General features: G+C 64.2%; 20 protein-coding genes and 2 pseudogenes. 12 read left to right on the top strand and 10 right to left on the bottom strand.

Annotated features, from left to right (window positions below):
• Positions 1-53: 53 nt before the first annotated feature.
• Positions 54-1,301: a flavin monoamine oxidase family protein gene (locus ABIG06_RS12875; protein WP_370136905.1), complete on the bottom strand. Its 1,248-nt coding sequence runs from the start codon at positions 1,299-1,301 to the stop codon at positions 54-56.
• Positions 1,302-1,409: 108 nt separating this feature from the next.
• On the opposite strand from ABIG06_RS12875, the gene ABIG06_RS12880 reads away from it, so the two are divergent.
• Positions 1,410-2,549, top strand: a complete 1,140-nt coding sequence (locus ABIG06_RS12880) for a hypothetical protein (protein ID WP_424578291.1) — start codon at positions 1,410-1,412, stop codon at positions 2,547-2,549.
• On the top strand, positions 2,524-3,378 hold the full coding sequence (locus tag ABIG06_RS12885; protein WP_424578292.1) for a hypothetical protein: 855 nt from the start codon (positions 2,524-2,526) through the stop codon (positions 3,376-3,378). The genes ABIG06_RS12880 and ABIG06_RS12885 overlap by 26 nt, the downstream gene beginning before the upstream one ends.
• 3 nt (positions 3,379-3,381) lie before the next feature.
• Here ABIG06_RS12885 and typA read toward each other — a convergent pair whose 3' ends face one another.
• From typA to ABIG06_RS12910, 5 genes and pseudogenes are all read right to left on the bottom strand, one after another.
• On the bottom strand, positions 3,382-5,208 hold the full coding sequence (gene typA / locus ABIG06_RS12890; protein ID WP_124161930.1) for a translational GTPase TypA: 1,827 nt from the start codon (positions 5,206-5,208) through the stop codon (positions 3,382-3,384).
• A gap of 250 nt (positions 5,209-5,458) precedes the next feature.
• A pseudogene (locus ABIG06_RS12895) lies at positions 5,459-5,719 on the bottom strand (hypothetical protein); the annotation flags it as partial.
• The gene (locus ABIG06_RS12900; RefSeq protein WP_370136909.1) at positions 5,716-7,146 is read right to left on the bottom strand and encodes a radical SAM protein; all 1,431 of its coding nucleotides are present in this window, start codon (positions 7,144-7,146) and stop codon (positions 5,716-5,718) included. The pseudogene ABIG06_RS12895 and the gene ABIG06_RS12900, both read right to left, overlap by 4 nt.
• Positions 7,127-7,843, bottom strand: a complete 717-nt coding sequence (locus tag ABIG06_RS12905; RefSeq protein ID WP_370136910.1) for a prolipoprotein diacylglyceryl transferase family protein — start codon at positions 7,841-7,843, stop codon at positions 7,127-7,129. Before ABIG06_RS12905 ends, ABIG06_RS12900 begins: the two co-directional genes overlap by 20 nt.
• Before the next feature lie 134 nt (positions 7,844-7,977).
• Complete coding sequence (locus ABIG06_RS12910; protein ID WP_124161926.1) at positions 7,978-8,742, bottom strand: Crp/Fnr family transcriptional regulator; 765 nt, start codon at positions 8,740-8,742, stop codon at positions 7,978-7,980.
• 179 nt (positions 8,743-8,921) lie between these two features.
• Between ABIG06_RS12910 and ABIG06_RS12915 the strand changes: the two genes are divergently transcribed.
• Positions 8,922-9,305, top strand: a complete 384-nt coding sequence (locus ABIG06_RS12915; protein ID WP_124161925.1) for a response regulator — start codon at positions 8,922-8,924, stop codon at positions 9,303-9,305.
• Between the two features lie 8 nt (positions 9,306-9,313).
• Here the strand turns inward: ABIG06_RS12915 and ABIG06_RS12920 are convergent, their stop codons facing one another.
• Both ABIG06_RS12920 and ABIG06_RS12925 read right to left on the bottom strand, forming a co-directional pair.
• On the bottom strand, positions 9,314-10,855 hold the full coding sequence (locus ABIG06_RS12920; protein ID WP_370136912.1) for an alkaline phosphatase D family protein: 1,542 nt from the start codon (positions 10,853-10,855) through the stop codon (positions 9,314-9,316).
• Positions 10,856-11,041: 186 nt separating this feature from the next.
• Entirely contained in the window at positions 11,042-12,487 is a 1,446-nt protein-coding gene (locus ABIG06_RS12925; RefSeq protein WP_370136914.1) for a TAXI family TRAP transporter solute-binding subunit, read from the bottom strand.
• A 152-nt stretch (positions 12,488-12,639) separates the two neighbouring features.
• Here ABIG06_RS12925 and ABIG06_RS12930 point away from each other — a divergent pair.
• Positions 12,640-12,933: pseudogene (locus ABIG06_RS12930) on the top strand (4a-hydroxytetrahydrobiopterin dehydratase); the annotation flags it as partial.
• Positions 12,934-13,031: 98 nt separating this feature from the next.
• Complete coding sequence (locus tag ABIG06_RS12935; protein WP_370136915.1) at positions 13,032-13,418, top strand: YkvA family protein; 387 nt, start codon at positions 13,032-13,034, stop codon at positions 13,416-13,418.
• A gap of 141 nt (positions 13,419-13,559) precedes the next feature.
• On the opposite strand, the gene ABIG06_RS12940 is transcribed toward ABIG06_RS12935, so the two are convergent.
• A complete protein-coding gene (locus ABIG06_RS12940) occupies positions 13,560-14,534 on the bottom strand; it encodes an NADPH:quinone oxidoreductase family protein (protein ID WP_370136917.1) in 975 nt (324 codons plus the stop codon).
• 258 nt (positions 14,535-14,792) lie between these two features.
• Here ABIG06_RS12940 and ABIG06_RS12945 point away from each other — a divergent pair, with 258 nt between their 5' ends.
• The 7 genes from ABIG06_RS12945 (at position 14,793) to ABIG06_RS12975 (ending at position 22,646) form a co-directional block, all read left to right on the top strand.
• Complete coding sequence (locus ABIG06_RS12945) at positions 14,793-15,632, top strand: SDR family oxidoreductase (protein ID WP_424578293.1); 840 nt, start codon at positions 14,793-14,795, stop codon at positions 15,630-15,632.
• Between the two features lie 117 nt (positions 15,633-15,749).
• Positions 15,750-16,427 carry an invasion associated locus B family protein gene (locus ABIG06_RS12950; protein WP_370136920.1) on the top strand — a complete coding sequence of 226 codons (678 nt, stop codon included), beginning with the start codon at positions 15,750-15,752 and terminating at the stop codon, positions 16,425-16,427.
• A gap of 182 nt (positions 16,428-16,609) precedes the next feature.
• A complete protein-coding gene (rlmN, locus tag ABIG06_RS12955; RefSeq protein ID WP_370136922.1) occupies positions 16,610-17,812 on the top strand; it encodes a 23S rRNA (adenine(2503)-C(2))-methyltransferase RlmN in 1,203 nt (400 codons plus the stop codon).
• A gap of 161 nt (positions 17,813-17,973) precedes the next feature.
• Positions 17,974-18,468 (top strand): hypothetical protein, encoded by a 495-nt coding sequence (locus ABIG06_RS12960; RefSeq protein ID WP_370136923.1) that lies wholly within the window; start codon positions 17,974-17,976, stop codon positions 18,466-18,468.
• 95 nt (positions 18,469-18,563) lie between these two features.
• On the top strand, positions 18,564-19,340 hold the full coding sequence (locus ABIG06_RS12965; RefSeq protein WP_124161915.1) for a phosphatase PAP2 family protein: 777 nt from the start codon (positions 18,564-18,566) through the stop codon (positions 19,338-19,340).
• Between the two features lie 92 nt (positions 19,341-19,432).
• Complete coding sequence (argG, locus tag ABIG06_RS12970; RefSeq protein WP_061880131.1) at positions 19,433-20,770, top strand: argininosuccinate synthase; 1,338 nt, start codon at positions 19,433-19,435, stop codon at positions 20,768-20,770.
• Positions 20,771-20,888: 118 nt separating this feature from the next.
• On the top strand, positions 20,889-22,646 hold the full coding sequence (locus tag ABIG06_RS12975; RefSeq protein ID WP_370136925.1) for an alkaline phosphatase: 1,758 nt from the start codon (positions 20,889-20,891) through the stop codon (positions 22,644-22,646).
• A 9-nt stretch (positions 22,647-22,655) separates the two neighbouring features.
• Here ABIG06_RS12975 and ABIG06_RS12980 read toward each other — a convergent pair whose 3' ends face one another.
• Positions 22,656-23,276, bottom strand: a complete 621-nt coding sequence (locus tag ABIG06_RS12980) for a TetR/AcrR family transcriptional regulator (protein WP_370136926.1) — start codon at positions 23,274-23,276, stop codon at positions 22,656-22,658.
• Between the last annotated feature and the right edge of the window lie 212 nt (positions 23,277-23,488).

The following is a 23,488-nucleotide window of genomic DNA, read 5'->3' on the forward strand; positions in this document are numbered from 1 at the left end:
CCGCGGCGGCAGTCCGGATTGATTCGCTGCGCTTGCATTGACGGAGTTCGTGACTACGGCTTAACCAGCGCCGCCAGCACTTCCTTCGCCGCCCGCTCGCCACTGTCCCTTGCGCCATGTGCCGTCGTGAAGAAGGTCGGCGATGTCGCTTCGCCCGCGAAGAACAGCCGCCCATCCACCGGGGCAGCCAGCACGGCGCGATCCCCCGCATGCCCAGGCAGCGCGTGAGAGTAAGACCCTCGTGCAAGCGGGTCATGTGCCCAGCGCGACTCGTACAGCGGCTTCAGCTTACGGCGGATGTCGTTGCCGAGGAAGCCAGCGATCTCGTCGATGCTGTGCGCGGCGATAGCACCGTCGCCGGCGTCTTCCAGCGCGCGGGCAAAGCTGCCGCCGAAGAAGCCTTCGATGCAGGGCTGGCCGAACGGGCGGATGTGGTAAGTGCCCATCTCGGTGCGCATGGTGGCGCCGCGCAGATTGCCCTCCTTCGGAAAGGCCTCGGCGTCGTCGAGCGCCAGCGTCACCTTGTCGTTGACGCCGAGCGGCAGGCCGGCCGCGGCATCGATCTTGGCCGGGAGCTGCGGCGAGAAGCGGACCGCTTCCTCGGCGATCAGATTGGTCGGTACGGTGACGATCACCTTGTCCGCGGTCAGCGTGCCCTGCGATGTCTCGATGCGGATACGCCTGCCCGAATGGTCGATCAGCGTGGCGTTGCAGTTCAGCGCCACCGGGCAGGGTGCACCATACGCTGCAACCAGCGCGCCATAGCCACGGCGGACGCGCCAGTTGAGGCCAGTGTCCTCATAGGCGTCCCAGTCCAGCGTGGACATGTCCTTGAGTTCGCAGCCGTTGATGTACGTCGAGATCGCGTCGATCATCGGATTCCAGCGATTGCCGGCCTCGAGGCTCAGTCTCGCGGGTTCGTCCTGACCCTTCTGCGCGGCTTCCCACAGGCGCTCGTAGAACGCGTCCATCGCGCGCATGAAGTCGTCGCGCTCGGTCTGGGGGAAGGCGTTGCCGAAGGCGCGCTCGCGCCAGGGCGGCAGGTCCTTGTTGACCTCGAAATCGAGCTGTCGGGCGATCGGCACGAAGGAGTTCTTGTCCGCGGAGTGAAGCCAGCCGCAGCCGACGTCGAACGTCACCTCGGGCGAGGCCTGTACGGTCCAGGCCCGGCCGCCGAGCCTGTCACGCGCCTCCAGCACGATGACGGCGAGGCCACGGCCCGCCAGCGCGTGTGCCGCGCCGAGGCCGGCGGCACCGGCGCCGATGATCGCGACGTCGACGGAGAAGGGGAGGGAGGTCATGGGCGGGCTCTAGCACGTTCGCGAAGAGTGCTGAAGCCGGGCCGGCGCAAACCTTCCGCAGCGCACGCGGATTCCGGATGCCACCTTGTCTCCGGTTGCGCGACATTCGTGAAGAAGATCGATGTGGCATCGGATCCGAACCGACTTGTTTTTCGTGCCAAGGTTGTATTCAATTTCGCATTCTCTTTGATCCATTCTTCGAGGAATTTCCCCATGCTGAGCATCGACCCGGGTGTAGAGCACAAGCGAACCGCAATTCTGGTGGTTCACGGTATCGGCAGCCAGCGCGCGCTGGAAACTGTACGCGGAGTCATCCGCGGCGTTTGGCGCAACAAAGGCAATCCCGACGACAAAGGCAACAAACTCTGGACGCATCCGGAGAAGAGCGGCGTCGACATCGATCTGACGGTGATGACGACCAGCGAAGTGCCGGGATCGGCGGACAAGCGCGTGGTCGATTTTCACGAGCTCTACTGGGCTCATCTCATGAGCGAGACCAAGGCGGTCGCCGTGCTGCTCTGGCTCTACGAGTTGTGCCGCAAGGGGCCGGTCATGAGAACCGGACTCAACGGGCTCTGGTGGGCCGCGTCCATCTTTCTGTGCCTGATGAACCTCTCGTTTGCCGTGCTGGCAATCAGAGGCGTGTTGCTGTTCTCGGAAACCAGCGCGCAAAATATCCTGATTGCGCCCTTGCTTCTAATTTTGTGCAGCCTTGTGTTCGGCCTTTACGTCGCACTCAAATGGCAGGCACTTCGTCTCGTCTTGTGGCTGGCTGCCTTCTGCGTTGCGGGTTTCGCCGCCGGCCTCGGCTATCTGTGGCTTGAGGGTACTTTCCCCGGCGGAAACGGATTCCTCGATGGCGCCGAGATCTTGACGCTGATTGGTCTTCCGACCTTGGATGCGTTGCTGGCGACGTACCTTGTGATGGGACAGCAGGGATTGCGCGCGTTCTGGCGCACACTCGCGGTCTCGCTGCTCGTGTCCCTTGCCTTCATCTGGGCCCGATCAGCACTGGTACGACAGATCGCTGGCCGAAACGGTGCTCAAGGCTTGGCCCTGGGGATTGAATTCGCCTTGGAGCGCCCCGATCGCATTTGGTGTGATCGGCATCTATCTCGCCGCCAACGGTGCGTTCCTCCAGCCCTATCTCGGCGATGCCGCGCGTTATTTCCGCGGCTCACCGGCCAATGTCGCCGTTCGTCGGGCCATCCGGAAGGAGGCCGTGGACACGCTGGCGCGCCTGCATGAAAGCGGCCGATACGACCGTATTGTCGTCGTCGCCCACAGCCTAGGCACTGTCGTCGCCTACGATATGCTGCGAGCCTATTTCAGCAGGATTTGCGACGAGTTGCCGCCGGTCACGTTGCTCGGCCAGGAGTTTTTGGACGTCGACGGTGCGCCGTGGCAGCCCGAGAAAGTGGCCACCCATGAGGAGAAAGTGGAGCTTCGCCGCAAGGCACGGCAGTTGATCGCAAACATCGCTGACGTGACCGTCAGGCGGCCTGTCGAACAGCGGGATTTCAAGAGCTGGCTGGTGACCGACTTCGTCACGCTCGGAAGCGCACTATCCCACGCTTATTTCCTGATGTGCGAAGAGGCAAAGGACCCCGATGCCGCCGAGAAGAATGGACACGAGAGATTGCGCGCGGATTTCAGGCGTCGTGTCGAGGAGCGCGAGTTTCCGACCTGTCCGCCGAAGCGGCTCCAGCAGGATGGCTTGTTGGCCTTCGACAATCCGAGGAAGAAGATCCGGCAGATCCACCATGGTGCGCTGTTCGGGTTGACGCGCTGGACCAATATCTACTTTCCGATCGAGCAGATCTTCTGGGGCGACGCGATCGGCGGACCGTTAGCCCCGACCTTCGGCCGGCACATCGTCGACCTCCCGGTCTCGACGAGATTGGCCGGCGGTGCAGACTTCTTCACCCACACCGCCTATTGGAATGTCGACCGGAAACCCGATACCTGGAAGGCACCGCATCTTGCGGCTCTGCGGGACGCGATCAATCTCTCCGACAAGACACCGACGATCGACTTCGTCAGTCGCGGCGAGGATGCGCCGGGCGAAGCCGGGTAACTCTTACGCCACCGCTTCCTTGGCCTTTTCCGCGCGCTTGCGCTCGTTCGGGTCGAGGTGCTTCTTGCGCAGCCGGATCGACTTCGGGGTGACCTCGACGAGCTCGTCGTCCTCGATATAGGCGAGCGCCTTTTCCAGCGTCATGCGGATCGGCGGGGTCAGCCGCACCGCTTCGTCCTTCGAGGTCGTGCGGATGTTGGTGAGCTGCTTGCCCTTGAGCACGTTGATCTCGAGATCGTTGTCGCGGGTGTGCTCGCCGACAATCATGCCCTTGTAGACCTTCCAGCCCGGCTCGATCATCATCGGGCCGCGATCTTCCAGCTTGAACATGGCGTAAGCCACCGCCTCGCCCTGGTCGTTCGAGATCAGGACGCCGTTGCGACGGCCCTGGATCTCGCCCTTGTAGGGGGCGTAGCCGTGGAACAGGCGGTTCATGATCGCGGTGCCGCGTGTGTCGGTGAGCAGTTCGCCCTGATAACCGATCAGGCCGCGGGTCGGCGCGTAGAACACCAGGCGCTGGCGGTTGCCGCCCGAGGGCTTCATCTCGATCAGCTCGGATTTGCGCTCGCTCATCTTCTGCACGACGACGCCGGAATGCTCTTCGTCGACGTCGATCACGACCTCCTCGATCGGCTCCATGGTGGCGCCGGTGGCCTCGTCCTTCTGGAACACCACGCGCGGGCGCGACACCGAGAGCTCGAAGCCTTCGCGGCGCATGGTCTCGATCAGGATCGCGAGCTGGAGTTCGCCGCGGCCCGACACTTCCATCGCGTCCTTGTCGGCGGATTCGACCACGCGCAGCGCGACGTTGCCCTCGGCCTCGCGGAGCAGACGGTCGCGGATCATGCGGCTCGTCACCTTGTCGCCTTCGGTGCCGGCGAGCGGAGAGTTGTTGACGATGAACGACATCGACACGGTCGGCGGATCGATCGGCTGCGCCGGTAGCGGCACCTCCACGGTCGGATCGCAGAAGGTGTCGGCGACGGTGCCCTTGGTGAGGCCTGCGATGGCGACGATGTCGCCGGCTTCGGCTTCCTCGAGCGGTGTGCGCTCGAGGCCGCGGAACGCCAGGATCTTGGTGATGCGCCCGGACTCGACCAGCTTGCCGTCGGCGTTCAGCACCTTGACCTGCTGGTTCGGCTTGAGCGTGCCGGAGGAGATGCGGCCGGTGATGATGCGGCCGAGATAGGGGTTGGCTTCGAGGATGGTGCCGATCATCCGGAACGGACCCTCTTCGACCTTCGGCGGCGCGACGTGGCGCAGGATCAGGTCGAACAGCGGCTCCATGCCCTTGTCCTGCGGACCTTCGGGGCTATCCGCCATCCAGCCCTGCTTGGCCGATCCGTAGAGGATCGGGAAGTCGAGCTGCTCCTCGCTGGCGTCGAGCGCCGCGAACAGGTCGAACACCTCGTTGATGACTTCGGTCGGGCGCGCGTCGGGGCGGTCGACCTTGTTGATGACGACGATCGGCTTCAGGCCGACCTTGAGCGCCTTGGAGACCACGAACTTCGTCTGCGGCAGCGGGCCTTCGGCGGCGTCGACCAGCACCAGGGCGCCGTCCACCATGTTGAGGATGCGCTCGACCTCGCCGCCGAAATCGGCGTGGCCGGGGGTATCGACGATGTTGACCCGGGTGTCCTTCCATTGCACCGAGGCCGCCTTGGCCAGGATGGTGATGCCGCGCTCGCGCTCCAGATCGTTGGAGTCCATGGCGCGCTCGGTCACCTTCTGGTTCTCGCGGAACGTGCCGGACTGCTGGAGGAGACGGTCGACCAGGGTCGTCTTGCCGTGGTCGACGTGGGCGATGATGGCGACGTTACGAAGGTTCATGAGTGAGCTTCTTTGCGGTCGAACAATGGGTTAAGCGCGATCTCGCCGGTCAGACCGGGACCTCTTCTCGAAACAACGCTGGAAGACTGGAAACAGGGCGCTCTGCGCCCAAAAAGGAAGCCCGGCCATGTCAGACCGGGCGCCCTGCGCGTTGCGGCGCAATATATGCAAAAACGGCCAAAAAACAATGTGTTCTTTGGCCGTTGGTTGATTGAATTTTGTCCGGGAATCTCCCGTTCCGGGCTCGTGGGGCCTTTCGCCCCTTGATGGCCGCCCAGATCAAGACGACGCCTCCGATGCCGATGACTAGTCCCAAAACGACCAGCGACGCGATGTCGGAGGGGATCTGGCCACCCTCGACCACCAACATTCCGCCGAACAGGAGCGCGCAGAGCCCCGGCAGCAGCATGAAGATTCCGGCGACCGCCATCAGCGCGGTCAGGCAGCCGCTGCGCTTTTCCGTCGGAGGAGACGGCGGTCCCGGGGGCGGTGGTCGGTCGCTGATGCTCATGCCTGCATGACTCCCCCGGTCGCCTGCACAGCCAGCGCGGCGCGGATGCCGTCGATCTTGCCGTTGCGGTAGAACAGATTGTAGGTGTCGAACGGAATGATCGCTCCCTGCTCCGTCACGAAATGGATGCAGCTGCGCTTGACGTTGCCGACGCAGAAATTGAAGCGATCGAGGAATTGCACGATGGTGACGCGGAAGACGTTCTCGTAAGTGAGGCCCTGCGGCACCTCGAAGCTCGGCAGGCAGCACAAGAGCTCGCAGACGCGCTCGGACGTGTTGAGCGGGCTCGACGACAGTGAGAACAGATCGACGAATTTCTCCCGCAGCATCGGGTATTTTTCCGGGCTGATGGTGTTGGGCATCACTGCGACGAGCTGCTCCTGTTGTAGCAGCGAGGTCAGCGGCAATACCTTCTCGCCGTTGCGCAGGCCGTAGCCGATCGAGATGCTCTCAGGGTTGCAGGGCAGCGGGATCATGTCCTTGTCGCCGAACACGCCGGTCTCGACCACGCGCCTGCGAATCTCCGATAGCATGATGCGGTCGGTCGTCTTGTCGAAATTCTCGTTGCGGCCGGCATCCTGCACCGGCTGCAGCGTGACGCCGCGAACGCATTTCCAGGTCAGCGCGTGGCGGACGATGTCGCCGATCTCGGCGTCATTGACGCCGCGCTTGACGGTCGCGACCAGCGTGGTCGAGATGCCATAGTGCTCGAGATTTTCCAGCGCCTGCTGGCGGATCTTTCGCAAATCCGCGCCGCGCAGATTGATCAGCGCGTCGCGCTGCAGCGAATCGAACTGGAGATAAACCTCCAGCCCGCGCTTGTTCTCGGCGAGCCGCGCCACGAAGTCCTTTTCGCGAGCGATGCGCAGGCCGTTGGTGTTGATCATGACGTGGCGGATCGGGCGGTCGCGCACGGCGTCCAGGATCTCGAAGAAATCCGGATGCAGCGTCGGCTCGCCGCCGGATATCTGCACGAGATCCGGCTCGCCTTCGCTCGCGACCAGCGCGTCGAGCATCTTCTCCACAGTCGCGAGCGGAGTGAATCTCGTTCGTGCCGGCGAGGATTCGGCGAAGCAGACCGGGCAGGTGAGGTTGCAGTGCTCGGTGATCTCGATCAGCGCCAGGCAGGAATGCTGCTCGTGGTCGGGACAGAGGCCGCAATCATAGGGGCAGCCGAATTCCGTGCGTTGCTGGAATTGCAGCGGCCGGTCGCCCGGCTTGATGAAATCCTTGCACAGCCGCCAATAGGCAGCGTCTGTCGACACCAGCGTCGACTGAACGCCATGCTCCCTGCAGCGCTTTTCGTACCAGACCTCGTTGCCACAAATCTCGATCTTGGTCGGCACCAGCTTCAGGCAGGTCTCGCAAAGGGATTGGGTCTGGCCCCAGAAGATGTAGGGACGCGACTTACGCAACGGCGCGTTCATGCATGGGTCTCGCTTCGGGCGCGGTGGCCAGCATGACGCCGGCGTAGAGCAGGATGGACAGCGACAGCAGGTGAAACAGCGTGAAAGGACCGATCAGCGTGCCGTAGGGCTTGAGGAATTCCCACAGGAAGCGCTGCGCTCCATAGTAGACGAGAACCAGGTAGAAACCATTGGTGATCACAAAGGCGTTCCGGTTCATGACGGTCAGCACATAGACAATCGCGAATACGGCCATGGCCGCGCTTTCGTACAGCTGCACGGGATGGCGTGGAATGCCGTCGCCGAAATCATGGGCCCAGGGGAGCGCCGTCGGCGTGCCGCAAGTGAAATCGTCGAGACCCGCGCAGTAGCAGCCGATCCGGCCAATCGCGATGCCGATCGCCAGCGGCAGCGCAAACCGCGCTCCGGTTCGCATGGTGATCCCTGCGGACCATTTGTAGAGCTCGATCGCCACGATGCCGCCGGCCAGCGCGCCCTCGACCGAGCGCGCGATGCCGCTCTGCCCGGACAGCCACAGATTGGCGGAGCCAAACAGATAGGCGCCGATGCCCGCGCCGAACACCAGCGCGGCGATATAGGGCAGCGCGAAGGATTGCGCCGGAAACTGCAGGCGCTGTCGCGACAGCCAGTAGACGGCCGCCGCGGCCGCCAGCCACGCCAGGATGTCGAAGAGAGTGTGAAGCAAAGCCCCGCCCATGCGGGGGATACTATAGCATGGCAGACGTTGAGAAGCGCGCGGCACATATTTGTGCCCTCCCTCCTTACGTCTCCTGCCTCAAAAGCCAGTAGCGCAACAGGCCCCTTGCGGGAGAAGGAAGAAAGCAAGTGGAGCTATCCCGCCTCCCGCTCCTCGGTCGGGTAAACCCCGCGCAGCACCTCCTCGAAATGCATTTTCACGGCATCGTTGCACAGGCAGGCGCGAAGCTTCAGGCCATCGCGGCTGCGAACCAGGATCGAGCCTCGCCGCGTGTCGAGAATCCGTTCCGCCTTGAACGACTGAAGAACGCGGCTGGCATAGCTGCGCCCGACCCCGAGCAGCGTCGCGAGCTGTTCGTGGGTCAGCGGTACGCTGGTCTCGTCGCCGGTCCGCTCCATCGCCGCCAGAATCCATTTGGCGGTACGCTGTTCTATCGAATGGATCGCGTTGCAGGCGGTCGACTGGAAGATCTGGGCCAGCATGCAATCGGCATAGCGCGCAAAGATGTTGCGCAGTGACGCCGAGCGCAGCTTGGCCGCTTCCAGCTTGGCAACGTGAATGCGCGCAAACGGCCCGCCGAATTTGACGCAGATCCTGGTATAGGCCGGCAGAAACCCCTCGCTGACGATGCCACCCACAGCGCCCTCGCGGCCGACCAGAATGGTTTCGACATCGCGACCGTCCTCGTTGGGGACGAGGAAGGTCGCGAGCGACGGCCCGCAGGGGAAGTGGACGACCTGCACGTCGTCGCCGGGATTGTAAAGCAATTGGCCTGCCGGGGAGTCTTCAACGGTCGCGTGCGGCGCAAGTAGCGCGTAGTCGGCCGGGCTCAAACGCCGCAGCAGATTGTTGGCCGGCCGGCTCTCGACCTCGGTGATCTTGCCGATACGCGCATCCATCGTGAAACTCCTGTCCTTCCCCCACCCTAGCGAGTTCCGTGCATCCCCTGTGTGCACAAGTGGACAGACTGAAGAACGATGATGTGGTGAGTTTCGTTCCGGGAACCTTTCGATGCGCTACGAGCAGGCATCGTGTCGCGGCAGTCCTGATCCTAAAACCCCCAACGAAAGACGCGATCATGGCACCCGCATTTTCCAACGGCTCAGGCTGGCCGGCCGATGTTCTGATCGTCGAGGACGATCCGATCATCGCAATCGATTTCGAGGACCGCCTGCTCGGATTTGGTGTGAGCGGTGTGCGGACCGTCGGATCGGTGACGCAGGCGCTGGAGGCCATTGCGAAGCGTACGCCCGACTTCGCGCTGCTCGATGTCGAGCTGATCCGCGAGACCAGCTTTGCGATCGCCGAGCGGTTGACCGCGCTGGAGGTTCCGTTCGTCTTCGTCACCGGCTATGGCGCCGAGGCGCGCATTCCGTCCGAATTGGCGGGCCGGCCGCGGTTGCAGAAACCGTGCTCGAGCGATGCGCTGGAAGCGGCGCTCAAGCTACGCGCCGCCGATTAAATCAGCGGTCAGCTTTGCTTCGGTTCGAGCGTGGTCGACCACAGCGCCACGTCAGCGCGGTCGCGCAGGGTCACCGTCATTTGCCCCGAGGCGCCGTCGATCTTGACGTGACCGAAGAACTGCATGCCCGCGGCCGGCGGCAGGTTCTGGCTGTCCTTGCCCGGCGCCTTGACGAAGCGAATCTCGGGGCCAAAGGTGTTGTCGAGCGCGTTCGGACCGAACGTACCGGCATGCAGCGGACCCGACACGAATTCCCAGAACGGCTCGAACTCCTGGAACTGCGCCTTGTTCGGATCGTAATAATGCGCGGCGGCGTAATGCACGTCCGCGGTCAGCCACACCGTGTTGGTGATCGGCGCCATCTTGATGAAGCGGAGGATGTCGGCGATCTCGAACTCGCGGCCACGCACCGGGCCGTCACCCTGCGCAATGGCTTCCGATCCGCCCTTCGGCGTGTCCGAGACGATCAGGCCGATCGGCATGTCTGACGCGATCACCTTCCATGTCGCGCGCGAATTGAGGAGACCGCGCTTGAGCCAGGCGATCTGGTCCGGACCGAGGAAGTAGCTGGCGGGACCGTAGGCAGTCTCGAGATTGGCGCCGTTCGGGCCGCGATAGCTGCGCTCGTCGAGCACGAACACCTCGAGATGCGGCCCGTAGGCGATCTGGCGATAGACGCGGCCGGGCTCGATGACGCTCTCGCGCATCGGGTACATCTCGTGGAAGGCGCGCCCCGCGCGGGCCGCGAGCAGCGAGATGTCCCGCACCTTGTAGGCGGCCGGCAGCTCTTTCGACAGCGACCAGTTGTTGGTCACCTCGTGGTCGTCCCACTGCACGAAGATCGGCACCTCGGCATTGAAGGCTCGGAGGTTGTCGTCGGTGAGATTGTATTTGTGCGCGGCGCGGTACTCGTCCAGCGTCTCCGCGACCTTGGCCTTCTCCGGGATGGTCAGATTCTTCCAGATCTTGCCATCGGCGAGCCTCACCTCGGATTGGATGGGACCGTCGGCATAGATCGTGTCGCCGGAATGCAGGAAGAAATCCGGCCGGTGCTTGCGCATCGCCGAAAAGGTGAACATGCCGCCGTCATCGGGATTGATGCCCCAGCCCTGGCCGGCGACATCGCCGCCCCAGACGAAGCTGACGTCGCGGCGGTCGGCCGGCGCGGTGCGGAAGCGGCCGACCACCGGCTCGCCCTCGACCGCGCTGTGCGAGAGATCGCGGAAGCGGACGCGGTAAAAGATGTCCTGGCCGCCCGGCAGGTTCTCCAGCAGCATTTTTGCCGTGAAGTCGCTCTCGGGGAGCGCCGCGATCGGCGGCAGCGCGCGGGCATCCCTGAACGTATCAGTCGTCGCCAGCTCGACCAGCATCTGTGCCGGCCGGTCGGTACGCGCCCACACCACGCCGCCATCGACGGTCACGTCACCGGACTGCACGCCATGAGTGACCGCCGGCCGATCGGCCGCGCGCGAAAGATACGGCATTGCGATCGTGCCGAGCGCACCGGCGCTGGTGGCGAGGAAGCGGCGGCGGGAGAATTTGATGTTCATGAAGGATGGCTCCGAAGGCGAGCTTGCATCAAGGCACGTCATTCCGGGGCGCAATTGCGCACCCGAGAATCCCTTTCTCCTCGCGAATGCAGCTCGATGGATTTCGGGCTCGCGCGTTGCGCGCCCCGGAATGACGGCGGAAGCTATATTGAGACAATGTGACGCGGCCATTACGCCGGCAAGCGCCTACGCGTTGCCGGCGGCCCTGAACTGCGCGCCGGCGCGCTGCAGGTTCTGCGGCAGGCTCATCAGCAACGCCTTGCGGTCGGCGACCGCAGAGTGGAACTGGTCGAGTGCGATGTTGAAGGCGGTGAGTGCGCCTTCCTCGATCGCGCCGTGATCGTAGCAGCGCAGCGTATCGCGCAGGATGTCGTCGGCCTCGGTCTGCATCTGGTCGAGCTCTTCGGCCGTCTCGCACTTGCGTGCAGCGGCGATCATGTCGAGCAGGCGTTCGCGCTGATGATTGTTGCTGTCGCGCTCGTCTCTCTTGAGGTAACCCGCAAACCATGCGCCGATCGAGCCCATGGCGGACAACGCCATCAGGCTCCACCAGATGTAATCGCTGTACTTGTCGAGGAAGGTCTTTTCCTCGCCGTCGACGAAGGCGGCCGCACCCGGATGTACCGGGATGACCGCATCCTTGTCGGTATCAGGCGTTTCGATCTTCGCCGCGAGCGGGAATTGGCTCACCAATTGCTGGCGCACGGCGAAGAGCTGGCGCGTGAACGCCGCAATGGTGGTTTCGGCCACGCCTTTGCGCGCCACGATGTGATGCGAAAAGCTGATGGTCTTGACCTCGTCCTCCGGGCGGGCAGGCGAGCCGCCATAGGTGCCGGCGGGAATCTCGGACGCTTCGTAGACCGGATGGTTTTGCGCGATCGCATCCGCCGAATCGATCGCGAGGAAGGTGGGCGCGCCGAAATCCTTGGTCGAGGCGGCGATCGCATCCGACGTGATCTTGCTGTTGACGGGCCCGGCCGCGAGATAGACGTCGGCCTTCTGCGCCTTGATCGCCTCGGCGGCTTCGTTCGCCGGGAATTGCACGATCTCGACCTTGGCGGGATCGATGCCGTATTGCTGGAGGATCACCTTGAGCAAATTGACGTTGGCCTGGGTGCGGCCGACCACGCCGACGCGATGGCCGGCGAGCTGTGCGATCTTGGTGATCTTCGGGCCCCGCTTCTTGCCTTTGCCCGGCACGGACCACAGCACCACGACGTTCTTGCGCAGGGTCGCGACCGCTTGCGCATTCTTGGGCACGTCGACGTCGCCGCGCACGATGGCGAGATCGACCTTGCCTTCCGCGAGCGCCTCGGCGCTGGCGGTGGCCCCGTCGGTCTGGATCGGCCGCAACCGCACCTGGCCCTTGCTCTGCGAGAAGGCCTGCGTCAGCGCCTGCACGACCTTGACGTCATCGCTGTTGGCGGGGCCGACCGCGATCTTGAGCGTCACCGGACGCATCGCGAAGTAATAGCCGCTGGCGAGCGCGCCGACGATCGCAAGCACGAGAGCCAGGGACACGAGCGCCGTCTTCCGCGCCGCGGATCGCGGCGAAGGCGGAGGGGGCGCTTCGGCCAGGTCCAATCCCCCGGTCATCGATCTCCCAAACAGGCGCTTGAGGCTCAGTTTCATCTTGGCCGGCGATCTACCGTTGCAATTGTAGCAAATTTCCTTGTCCGGCGGGGTTACATCTCCGTCATGGTTAGCGGGCGCGGGAAATCCGTATGAACCCGGGCGTCGGCGCGGTGTTAGAGTAAAGTTCCCCCCCAAAAGGCAAGGAGACGACCATGGCAGAACGGCTCTCGGCGGAGGCGCTCAGGCAGGCGCTCGGCGGACTACCGGGCTGGACCGAGGTCCAGGGCCGCGACGCCATCGGGAAAACCTTTGTCTTCAGGGATTTCAACGAGGCGTTCGGCTTCATGACCCGTGCCGCGCTGGTCGCCGAGAAGATGGATCATCACCCCGAATGGCGCAACGTCTACAAGACGGTGGAGGTGGTGCTGTCGACCCATGACGCCGGCGGCGTCACCCCGCGCGATATCGCGTTGGCCAAGGCGATGAACGCCATCGCAGGCTGATACCAGGCGGCGTCTTGCAGGGATGTGCTGCATCCCCATCTTGTGATCAGCCGGGACCGGGATGACCTCCGCCTCCGGCAGAACGGGGAGTTTTGAGCATGGCTGCCAAGCACAGCGTCGGCTTTGAGCCGGCCGATCGGCTCGCGGAAGATCGCGAGAGCGTGCGCCGCCGCTTCTGGCGCAAGCTGAAGCGCGTCGCCGCACACGTACCGTTCGCGGAAGACCTGCTTGCCGCCTATTACTGCGCGTTCGACCGGCAGACGCCGCGCCACGTCCAGGCGTCGCTGCTCGGGGCGATCGCCTACTTCATCCTGCCGTTCGACTTCGTCACGGACGTGATGCCGATGCCCGGCTTCGCCGATGACGCTGCCGTGCTCGCCACCGCCATCCGCATGGTCGCCGGCCACATCACGAACGAGCATCGCGAGGCCGCACGCGCCGCGCTGAAGCGTGGGGTGGGTGAGGCGGAGGAAGAAGCAGCGTAGCAGACGCGGCCTCTCGGTTCAGTCACTGACGTCACGGAGTACTGGATCGCCCGCCCCTGTGCGCAATTGCGCACTAGGCGGGCGATGACAGTGAGTGTGTGGCGTGCAGGTCGCGACAAACGCGCTTCCGCCACAACATCCTCAAGGATGCAGGATCACCTTGCCCATCGCCTGACGTCCCGCCAGCACCTTCAGCGCATCCGCCGTCTGCGCCAGCGGGAAGGTGCGGTCGACATGCGATGAGATCTTGCCTTCCGCGGTCCACTTCACGAGCTTTTCCAGATTGGCGCGGTTCTTGGCCGGGTTGAGCCGGGTCCAGGCGCCCCAGAACACGCCGCGGATGTCGCAGCCCTTCAGCAACGCGAGGTTCAGCGGCATCTTCGGAATGTCGCCGGCGGCAAAGCCGATGACGAGGAAGCGGCCCTCCCAGGCGATCGAGCGCAGCGCCTGCTCCGCATAGGCACCGCCCACGGGATCGAAGATGATGTCGACGCCCATGCCGCCGGTGAGCTTGCGCAGGCCTTCCTTCAGATCTTCCTTGGCGTAGTTCAGCGTCAGTTCGGCACCATGCGCTTTCGCGAATTCGAGCTTCTCGTCCGACGATGCGCAGGCGATCACTTTCAGGCCCATCAGCTTGCCGAGTTCGCAAGCGGCGAGGCCGGTGCCGCCGGCCGCGCCGAGCACCGCGAGCGTCTCGCCGGGCTTCGGGCTCGCGCGATCTTCCAGCGCATGCAGCGCGGTGCCGTAGATGATGATGATGCCGGCCGCGCGGTCGTAGTCGAGATTGTCAGGGATTTTCACGATCGACGCCGCCGGCAGCGCGATCTTCTCGCGCGCGCCGTTGTGACCGCAGGAGGCGACCACGCGATCGCCGACCTTCAGGTCGGTGACGCCGGCTCCGATGCTCTCGATCACGCCCGCGACTTCCGCCGCCGGCGAGAACGGGAACGGCGGCTTGATCTGGTACTTGCCCTGGATCATCAGGATGTCGAAGAAGTTCAGCGCCGCCGCCTTGATCGCGATCACGGCCTCGCCGGGGCCTGCCACCGGATCAGGTACATCGGCGAGCACGAGATCGTCGGGCTGGCAATATTGCGAGCAGAGGATGGCTTTCATGGCAGCACCTGAGGCGTTTCGAGTGGAATTATAGTTGGCCCGTTTCTGCCGGATTTAGTGCGGCCCGACAATCCGGATTCTTTGTCTCGGGTCACGCGACGGCCTATATCCTCCCGTCATTGCGAGCCAACGGGTCCGCGCGAAGCGCGGCCCGATGACAGGCTCCGCGAAGCAATCCAGAATCCGTCCTGCGGAAATAGTCTGGATGGCCTCGCGCTCGCAATGACCGCGTGTATGGCAACAGCGAGGATTCGAACGATGTTTGAAACGGGCCTGCTCAAGAACAAGCGCATCCTCGTCACCGGCGGCGGCTCGGGCCTTGGCGCCGCGATGGGCCGTCGCTTCCTCGCGCTCGGCGCCGAGCTCGTGATCTGCGGCCGCAAGCTCGACCGGCTGGAAGCGGCGGCGCGCGAAATGCGCGAGCAGACAGGCGGCAAGGTCACGACGATCATCTGCGATATTCGCGACGGCGTAGCCGTCGACAGCATGATGGATCAGATCTGGCGCGAGGCGCCGCTCGACATCCTCGTCAACAATGCCGCCGCGACGTTCATCGCTCAGAGCGAGCATCTCTCCTTCCGCGCCGCGGATGCGATCCTGGCGCCGACGCTGCATGGTGCGATGTATTGCACGCTCGCCGCCGGCAGGCGCTGGATCGAGGACAAGCATGGCGGCGTCGTGCTGTCGATTCTCTCGACCTCCACCATCACCGGCCGCGCCTTCACGGTTCCGTCGGCGATGGCGAAGTCGGCGGTGCTGGCGATGACCAAGAGCCTTGCCGTGGAGTGGGGCCCGAAGGGCATCCGCACTGTCGCGATCGCGCCGGGTCCGTTTCCGACCGCGGGGGCCACAGGGCAGCTCCGTCCCGAAGGCCGAGACGCAGGCTGGACGTCGCGCAACCCGCTTGGACGCACCGGCGAGCATAGCGAGCTTGCCGATCTCGCCAGCTTCCTGGTCTCCGACCGCGCCGGTTACATCAACGGCGAGATGGTGGTGATCGACGGTGGCGCTCATCTGCGCAGTTCCGGCGCCGAGGATCTGCTCGGCTGGACCGAGGCGCAATGGGCCGAGCAACGCGCCGCACGATCCAGGGCCTAGCCGTCACTGATACCGCTAACTGCCTTCCCAAATTGGACTTTCCCGGCTATCCCTGCCCGGGGGCAAAGCGCGGTCGGGCCATCTTCCAGTCACAATATTGAGGGAACCACTCCAGGCATGTGGCGGGTGCTGATTCTAGCTTTGATGACTGGCGTGATGGCCGGCGGAATTGTCGATTCCGCGCGGGCGCAGACGGCCCAACCGGCGGCCAAGTCCGTTCCAAAAGATTCTGCTCCAAAAGAGGCGACACCGAAGCCGGCGGCGCCGCCGGCCCATACGACTGCAAAGGCGGCTTCAAAGCCCGAGAGCAAACCGGCGGCATCACCCGCGGCAGTTGCGGGTGGCGCTGAGCCGACTTTGATCGGGCAGTTCGGCACCTGGGGTGCCTATTCGGCGACGCCCAACGGCAAGAAGGTCTGTTTCGCCCTGGCCAAGCCTTCGTCGTCGAAGACCAATCCGCCGAACCGGCCGCGTGATCCCGCCTACGCCTTCGTCTCGACCCGGCCGGCGGAGAAGGTCAACAACGAAGTCTCGGTCATGATCGGTTACGCGCTGAAACCGGGCTCGGAATCAACCGTCGAGGTCGGCGGCGCCTCCTTCGCGATGTATACACAAGGAGACGGCCTCTGGATCAAGAACGCGGCCGAGGAGGAGCGGATGGTCGAGGCCATGCGCAAATCCGCCGACCTCGTGGTCAAGGGCATCTCGGCGAAGGGCACAGAGACGACCGACACCTTCTCGCTGAAGGGCCTTGCCCAGGCGCTCGACAAGATCGCCCACGACTGCAAGCGGTAAGGCTGTCGGCGTTAAGGCTGCAGGCGATAAGGTCGCAATCGGTGGTTCCGGTTGCTATATAAGGGCCGTTCCAGATTTCCTCCGTCATTCCGGGGCGCGCCAAGCGCGAACCCGGAATCTCGAGGTTCCGGGTTCAGCTCTTCGAGCTGCCCCGGAACGACCAAAGCCATTAGGTCCATTCAATGCAACCGACGACCGAGCCGCACAACGCAACCCTGGTGGAGAAGACTCCGCTCGAAACCTATGTGCCGCCGGCAAAACCGTCGCTGATCGGCCTGTCGCGCACCGAGCTTGCCGACCGCCTCGGCGAGATCGGCGTCGCTCCGGCGCAGCGCAAGATGCGCGTGCAGCAGCTGTGGCACTGGCTTTATTTCCGGGGTGCCCAGAGTTTTGACGACATGACTTCGATCTCGAAGGGCATTCGCGCCGAGCTCGCGCAGCATTTTACGGTCGACCGGCCCGAAGTCGTGGCCGAGCAGATCTCCAACGACGGCACCCGCAAATGGCTGCTGCGGCTGCCGAGCGGCGATTCCGTTCAGAAGGCGCATGAAGTCGAGTGCGTCTACATCCCCGAGACCGACCGCGGAACGCTTTGCGTCTCCTCGCAGGTCGGCTGCACGCTGAACTGCGCCTTCTGCCATACCGGCACCCAGCGCCTGGTGCGCAACCTCACCGCCGGCGAGATCGTCGGACAGATCATGGTCGCGCGCGATCGTCTGAACGATTGGGCCGATCGCGAGGACGGCACGCGCCGCGTCACCAATATCGTGATGATGGGCATGGGCGAGCCGCTCTACAATTTCGATGCGGTGCGCGATGCGCTACTGATCGTCGGCGACAACGAAGGCATCGGCATCTCCCGCCGCCGCATCACGCTGTCGACCTCGGGCGTGGTGCCCAACATCGTGCGCGCCGGCGAGGAGATCGGCGTCATGCTCGCGATCTCGCTGCATGCGGTGCGCGACGAGCTGCGCAACGAGCTCGTGCCGCTCAACCGCAAATATCCGATCAAGGAGCTCTTGCAGGCCTGCCGCGATTATCCCGGCGCCTCGAACGCGCGCCGCATCACCTTCGAATATGTGATGCTCAAGGGCGTCAACGATTCGCTCGACGATGCAAAGCTGCTGGTGAAGCTGCTCAAGGGCATTCACGCCAAGATCAATCTGATCCCGTTCAATCCCTGGCCCGGCACCGCCTACGAATGCTCGGACTGGGACCAGATCGAAAAATTCTCCGAATACATCTTCAACGCCGGCTATTCCTCGCCGGTGCGCACCCCGCGCGGCCGCGACATCCTCGCCGCCTGCGGCCAGCTCAAGTCGGAGACGGAAAAGCTCAGCGCACGCGAGCGCCAGGCGCTGCGTGCCATGGCGATGACGGATTGAGTTGTTCATGTTTGGCTCTCGCCACCTCGTCATCGCGAGCGAAGCGAAGCAATCCAGAATGTCACCGCGGAAGCAGTCTGGATTGCTTCGTCGCATCAGCGCAAAATTGCTGCGCAATTTTGTCGCGAGCTTCTCGCAATGACGGGTGAGTGTGGCTTACCATGTCCCTGATCGGCCGCCTCGTCGTCATCTTCATCGGCTTCCTTGCTGCCTGCTTCGTCGGCGGCATGATCGTCGTCGTCGCGCTGCTGTTTCCGGAGTTCGCCGATCTCGGTGCCGGTCCTGTCGATCAGGGCACGATCGACATCCTGCTCGGCTTCGGCTTCATCTTCGTCTCCGGCTTTGCGCTGGTGCCGGCAGCGGTGATCGTCGCGATCACCGAGGCGCTCCATATCCGTAGCGCGCTCGCCTACGCCGTCGGCGGCGGCGTCGTGGGACTCGCCTGTTATCTCGGTCTCGTTCCCTTCCACGCTGAAACCTTCCAGTTCGAGGGCATCGTCCGGCGTCACCTGGAAATCATGACCGGCGCCGGCATCGTTGCTGGCGTGGTCTATTGGCTGATCGCCGGCCGCAACGCCGGCGCCTGGCGCAATCCGCCGCCCCCGCGCAAACCGCCGCCGCCACTGCCGTCGAATTCGCGGCCGGATGCGCGGTGAGTCCCGCTGTCATTCCGGGTTCGGTGCTGCGCACCGCCGCGGAATGATGACGGCAAGGGTTTCCATCCCCTTCCCACTCCGCTAAACCGCGCGCCATGAACCGGACTGGACTCTTCATCGCCCTTGCGCTGTGGCTCGTGATCGGCGTCGTCTTCGGGATCTACCCCGAGCTCGACCTCAAGCTTGCATCGCTGTTCTTCGATCCCGCGACCAGGACATTCCCGCTCAAGCTGAACGGCTGGGCTGGCTTCGCGCGCGACGCGGCGATGTGGATCGCCTGGGCATTCGCGCTGCCCTCGATCGTCGCGCTCGTGGTCAAGATGATCCGGCCCGACCGGCCGCTGATGGTGCCGGGGCGCACCGTCATCTTCCTGCTGGTGACGCTGACGATGTCGGCCGGCATTTTGACCAACCTGACGTTCAAGAATTACTGGGGCCGTCCGCGTCCGGTGGTGGTGACCGAGTTTGCCGGCGATCAGCAATTCGTGCCGTGGTGGGATCCCCGCGGCGGCTGCGGACGCAACTGCTCGTTCTTCTCCGGCGAGGGGGCGACGGCATTCTGGACGCTCGCGCCGGCCGCGCTGGCCCCGCCGGCGTGGCGGCCGCTCGCCTATGCCGCCGCCGTGGTGTTCGGCGCCTTGACCAGCGCCCTGCGCATGGCGTTCGGCGGCCACTTCTTCACCGACGTGTCCATCGCCGGCCTCGTCACCTTCGTCGTGATCTGGTTCGCCTACGCGCTGATTTACCGGTGGCCGCGGACGCGGTTTTCGGACGAGGCGGTCGATGCCGCCCTGACCCGGCTGAGCATGCCCGGCTACCGGCTCCGCCAGCGCCTGTTCGGCCGCAAGACCGGTCCCGAGCCGTCGGTTTGAGCCATTAAATGGGTGCCGAGCCCTGCGAAATTTGATATTCGCGCGGTCAAGTTCGCACCTTCACCAGCCCTTGAGACCCGATTGGAAGCCCCATGACCACGATCCTGAAAAGCCTGCCCAAGGGTGAGAAAGTCGGCATCGCGTTTTCGGGCGGCCTCGACACCAGCGCGGCGCTGCTCTGGATGAAGCAGAAGGGCGCGCGCTGCTACGCCTACACCGCCAATCTGGGCCAGCCGGATGAGGCCGACTACAATGAGATTCCGCGCAAGGCGATGGAGTTCGGCGCCGAGAAGGCGCGGCTGGTCGATTGCCGCACGCAGCTCGTCCACGAGGGCATCGCCGCGATCCAGTCCGGCGCCTTCCACATCTCGACCGGCGGCATCACCTATTTCAACACCACCCCTCTGGGGCGCGCCGTCACCGGCACCATGCTCGTCGCGGCGATGAAGGAAGACGGCGTCAACATCTGGGGCGACGGTTCGACCTTCAAGGGCAACGACATCGAGCGCTTCTACCGCTACGGCCTGCTCACCAATCCCGGCCTGAAGATCTACAAGCCGTGGCTCGACCAGCAGTTCATCGACGAGCTCGGCGGCCGCGCCGAGATGTCGGCGTTCATGACCGCGCAAGGCTTCGCCTACAAGATGAGCGCGGAGAAGGCGTATTCGACCGACAGCAATCTGCTCGGCGCCACGCACGAGGCCAAGGATCTCGAGAGCCTCGACAGCGGCATCAAGATCGTCAATCCGATCATGGGCGTGCCGTTCTGGCGCGACGACTGCAACGTCAAGGCCGAGAAGGTCGTGGTGCGTTTCGAGGAAGGCCAGCCCACGGCGCTCAACGGCCAGACCTTCTCCGATCCCGTCGCGCTGTTCCTCGAAGCCAATGCGATCGGCGGCCGCCACGGTCTCGGCATGAGCGATCAGATCGAGAACCGCATCATCGAGGCCAAGAGCCGCGGCATCTACGAAGCGCCCGGCATGGCGCTGTTGCACATTGCCTATGAGCGTCTCGTCACCGGCATCCACAACGAGGACACCATCGAGCAGTACCGCATCAGCGGCATGCGCCTCGGCCGTTTGCTGTATCAGGGCCGCTGGTTCGACTCGCAGGCCCTGATGCTGCGCGAGACCGCGCAGCGCTGGGTCGCGCGCGCCGTCACCGGCGAGGTCACGCTCGAGCTCCGCCGCGGCAACGACTATTCGATCCTCAACACCGAAAGCCCGAACCTCACCTATGCGCCGGAAAGGCTCAGCATGGAGAAGGTGGAGGATGCGGCCTTCACGCCGGCCGACCGCATCGGCCAGCTCACCATGCGCAACCTCGACATCGCCGACACCCGCACCAAGCTGAAGCTCTACAGCGACACCGGCCTGCTCTCGGGCAGCGAAGGCTCGCAGATCTTCCGCCTCGAGAGCGACAAGGGTTGAGCCTTTCGTAGCCCGGATCGCGCTTTCGCTCGATCCGGGCTGCGAATTTAATGACGGTGTCATTCTCGATCGCTACGCTTCCTGATCCTGTCGGAAACCGGATTGCGGAGCATCGAGCATGGTCAGGGGATCGGCACTCGCCTCTCTCATTGTCCTCTGTTGGACATCGTCACTGTCGGCGCAGACGATCTATCCGATCGACCGTGCCGAGATCCTGGCCGGAGCCAAATTCGACTTCAAGGTCGAGCTCCCCGGGCCGGTCGATCCCGCCAGGCTGAAGGTGACGGTGAACGGCGCGGATTATGCGACCGCGTTCGGCAGTGCCGGCACCTTCATCGACCGCGAGGACGGCAAGGAGCAGTCGGCCCTGATCCTGCGCGACGTCACGCTGACCAGGCCGGGCAGCATTGCCGTGGACGTGAGCGACGGCACGCACCAGCGCAGCGTCACCTGGACGGTCTACGACACGGGCCCGCGCAAGGCGAAGAACGTCATCCTGTTCATCGGTGACGGCATGTCGCCGGCGCATCGGGTCGCGGCGCGGATTCTGTCCAAGGGGATTTCGGAGGGCAAGAGCCGCGGCAAGCTCGCGATCGACGACATGCCCCATATGGCGCTGGTGGCGACCGCGGGTTCGGATTCGATCATCACCGATTCCGCAAACTCGGCCAGCGCCTATGCGACCGGGCACAAGAGCGCCGTCAACGCCCTCGGCGTCTATGCGGACCGCACCGCAAGCCCGCTCGACGATCCCAAGGTCGAGACCATCACGAGCCTCGCCAAAAGGCGGCTCGGCATGGCGATCGGCGTCGTCACCAATACCGAGATCGAAGACGCGACGCCGGCGGCGATGGTTGCGCACACCCGCCGCCGTGCCGCCTATGACGACATCGTCGAGCAGTTCTTTGCGGCGAAGCCGGATATCCTGATGGGCGGCGGCAGCGCGAATTTTCTGGCGAAGTCGGCCGCCGGCTCGAAACGCAAGGACGAGACCGACTTCATCGCGAAGTTTCGCGATGCAGGCTATCAGGTGGCGACCACCGCCAGCGAGCTCAGCGCCTCTGCCGCAAAGCAGGAGACGAGCAAGCTGCTCGGCCTGTTCGCCACCGGCAACATGGACGGAGTGCTCGACCGCAAATTCCTGAAGGGCGGCGGCGTCAAGAAATTCCCTGAGCAGCCCGATCTGACCGAGCAGGTGCAGGCAGCTTTGAACATTCTCTCGAAGAACGAGGCCGGCTTTTTCCTGATGGTCGAGTCCGGACTGATCGACAAATATGCGCATGCCCTCGACATGGAGCGCGCCGTCTACGACACGATCATGCTCGACAACGCGGTGCGCCAGGCGCGTGAATGGGCGCGGGCACGTGGTGACGACACCCTCATCCTGGTCGCGGCGGACCACAATCATCCCAACAGCCTCGTCGGCACGATAAACGACGACATGGCCACCACGCCCAACGTGCCGCTGCGCGAGCGCGTCGGCGTCTACGATCGGGCTGGATTTCCCAATTATCCGGCCCCCGACGCGGAAGGCTATCCGGCGCGGATCGACGTGAGCCGGCGGCTCGCCATCTTCTCGGCCAGCCTGCCGGACCACTACGAGACGTTCCGTCCGAAGCTGGACAATCCCAACGAGCCAACCGTCAAGGCTGGCGACGACGGTACTTTCAAGGCCAATGACAAATACAGGGACGTTCCGGGCGCGGTGCTGCGCCCCGGCAATCTTTCGGCGCTGATCGGCGCCAGCGTGCATTCGGGCGAGGACGTCATCCTGACCGCGACCGGGCCGGGCAGCGAGCGCGTGCACGGGTCGATGGACAATACCGAAGTGTTTCGTGTCATGGCCGACGCGTTGGGATTGGCTGCGGGGCAATGACGCAGCGGTTCACGAGGAGGAAGGCGGCGTGAAGACCAGCTTCACGCAGCTGCGGAAGAGCAGGATCTGCCGCTCCAGCCGCTTCGGGTCGTTGAGCGTCTTCGACATGATGATCGCGCCGTCGACCACGCACGAGATCATCTCCGCGAGGTCGTCGAGGTCGATCGCTTCACGCGGCGGATAGACCGCAGCGATGCCGTCGAGGATCGCGCGGAAATGCGCATTCCAGCTCTGGACAGATTGCGCGGTCAGGTCGCGAACCTCGCGGTCGAACAGGCGCTCCTGATAGCAGATGCTGGCGATTAGGCAGCCGGGATGGCCGTTCGGCAGATCGGCCATCACCTCGGCGAGCAGTTTCAGCGAGATCAGGAACGACTGCAGCGGGTCGTCCGATAGCTCGCGCCCCCGCCTGAAGATCTCCTCGAACAGGCGATCGTTCGTCTCCACGTAGCGGCGCAGCATCTCCCGTGCGAGGGCGTTCTTGTCCTTGAAGTGATAGAAGAAGCCGCTCTTGGTCAGTCCGGCCTCGGCGATGACCTCGTCGATCGAGGTCGCTCCGAAGCCCTTTGCGAGCACCGCCGCTTCCGCGATCTCGAGAATGCGCTCGCGCGTCGCTTCGCCCTTTCCCATCGATGCCTCCAAAACCGTACCAACGGTGCGGAATTTGCCGCGCAGGCCAGCGCGCCGATCCGATTGCCTCACGCAAGTCTTTGATTTGTCTCTGCTTGCGGGAGGAAGTTCAGCCGCACCACGGGGCTTCTAGAGCGACGCGACATTATGCGGCACCACATGCCGGGACCGAAGACGGTCATGGCGCGACCGAATAAAGAGCGGTCCGTGCA

The organism is Bradyrhizobium sp. USDA 326 (genome assembly GCF_049739485.1).
Classification (GTDB): Bacteria; Pseudomonadota; Alphaproteobacteria; order Rhizobiales; family Xanthobacteraceae; genus Bradyrhizobium.

Bases quoted from the DNA above. Each gene is read 5' to 3' on its own strand.
- ABIG06_RS12875 (WP_370136905.1), bottom strand. From the start codon at position 1,301: ATGACCTCCCTCCCCTTCTCCGTCGACGTCGCGATCATCGGCGCCGGT.
- typA (WP_124161930.1), bottom strand. From the start codon at position 5,208: ATGAACCTTCGTAACGTCGCCATCATCGCCCACGTCGACCACGGCAAG.
- ABIG06_RS12900 (WP_370136909.1), bottom strand. From the start codon at position 7,146: ATGAACGCGCCGTTGCGTAAGTCGCGTCCCTACATCTTCTGGGGCCAG.
- ABIG06_RS12905 (WP_370136910.1), bottom strand. From the start codon at position 7,843: ATGGGCGGGGCTTTGCTTCACACTCTCTTCGACATCCTGGCGTGGCTG.
- ABIG06_RS12910 (WP_124161926.1), bottom strand. From the start codon at position 8,742: ATGGATGCGCGTATCGGCAAGATCACCGAGGTCGAGAGCCGGCCGGCC.
- ABIG06_RS12915 (WP_124161925.1), top strand. From the start codon at position 8,922: ATGGCACCCGCATTTTCCAACGGCTCAGGCTGGCCGGCCGATGTTCTG.
- ABIG06_RS12920 (WP_370136912.1), bottom strand. From the start codon at position 10,855: ATGAACATCAAATTCTCCCGCCGCCGCTTCCTCGCCACCAGCGCCGGT.
- ABIG06_RS12925 (WP_370136914.1), bottom strand. From the start codon at position 12,487: ATGAAACTGAGCCTCAAGCGCCTGTTTGGGAGATCGATGACCGGGGGA.
- ABIG06_RS12935 (WP_370136915.1), top strand. From the start codon at position 13,032: ATGGCTGCCAAGCACAGCGTCGGCTTTGAGCCGGCCGATCGGCTCGCG.
- ABIG06_RS12940 (WP_370136917.1), bottom strand. From the start codon at position 14,534: ATGAAAGCCATCCTCTGCTCGCAATATTGCCAGCCCGACGATCTCGTG.
- ABIG06_RS12945 (WP_424578293.1), top strand. From the start codon at position 14,793: ATGTTTGAAACGGGCCTGCTCAAGAACAAGCGCATCCTCGTCACCGGC.
- ABIG06_RS12950 (WP_370136920.1), top strand. From the start codon at position 15,750: ATGTGGCGGGTGCTGATTCTAGCTTTGATGACTGGCGTGATGGCCGGC.
- rlmN (WP_370136922.1), top strand. From the start codon at position 16,610: ATGCAACCGACGACCGAGCCGCACAACGCAACCCTGGTGGAGAAGACT.
- ABIG06_RS12960 (WP_370136923.1), top strand. From the start codon at position 17,974: ATGTCCCTGATCGGCCGCCTCGTCGTCATCTTCATCGGCTTCCTTGCT.
- ABIG06_RS12965 (WP_124161915.1), top strand. From the start codon at position 18,564: ATGAACCGGACTGGACTCTTCATCGCCCTTGCGCTGTGGCTCGTGATC.
- argG (WP_061880131.1), top strand. From the start codon at position 19,433: ATGACCACGATCCTGAAAAGCCTGCCCAAGGGTGAGAAAGTCGGCATC.
- ABIG06_RS12975 (WP_370136925.1), top strand. From the start codon at position 20,889: ATGGTCAGGGGATCGGCACTCGCCTCTCTCATTGTCCTCTGTTGGACA.
- ABIG06_RS12980 (WP_370136926.1), bottom strand. From the start codon at position 23,276: ATGGGAAAGGGCGAAGCGACGCGCGAGCGCATTCTCGAGATCGCGGAA.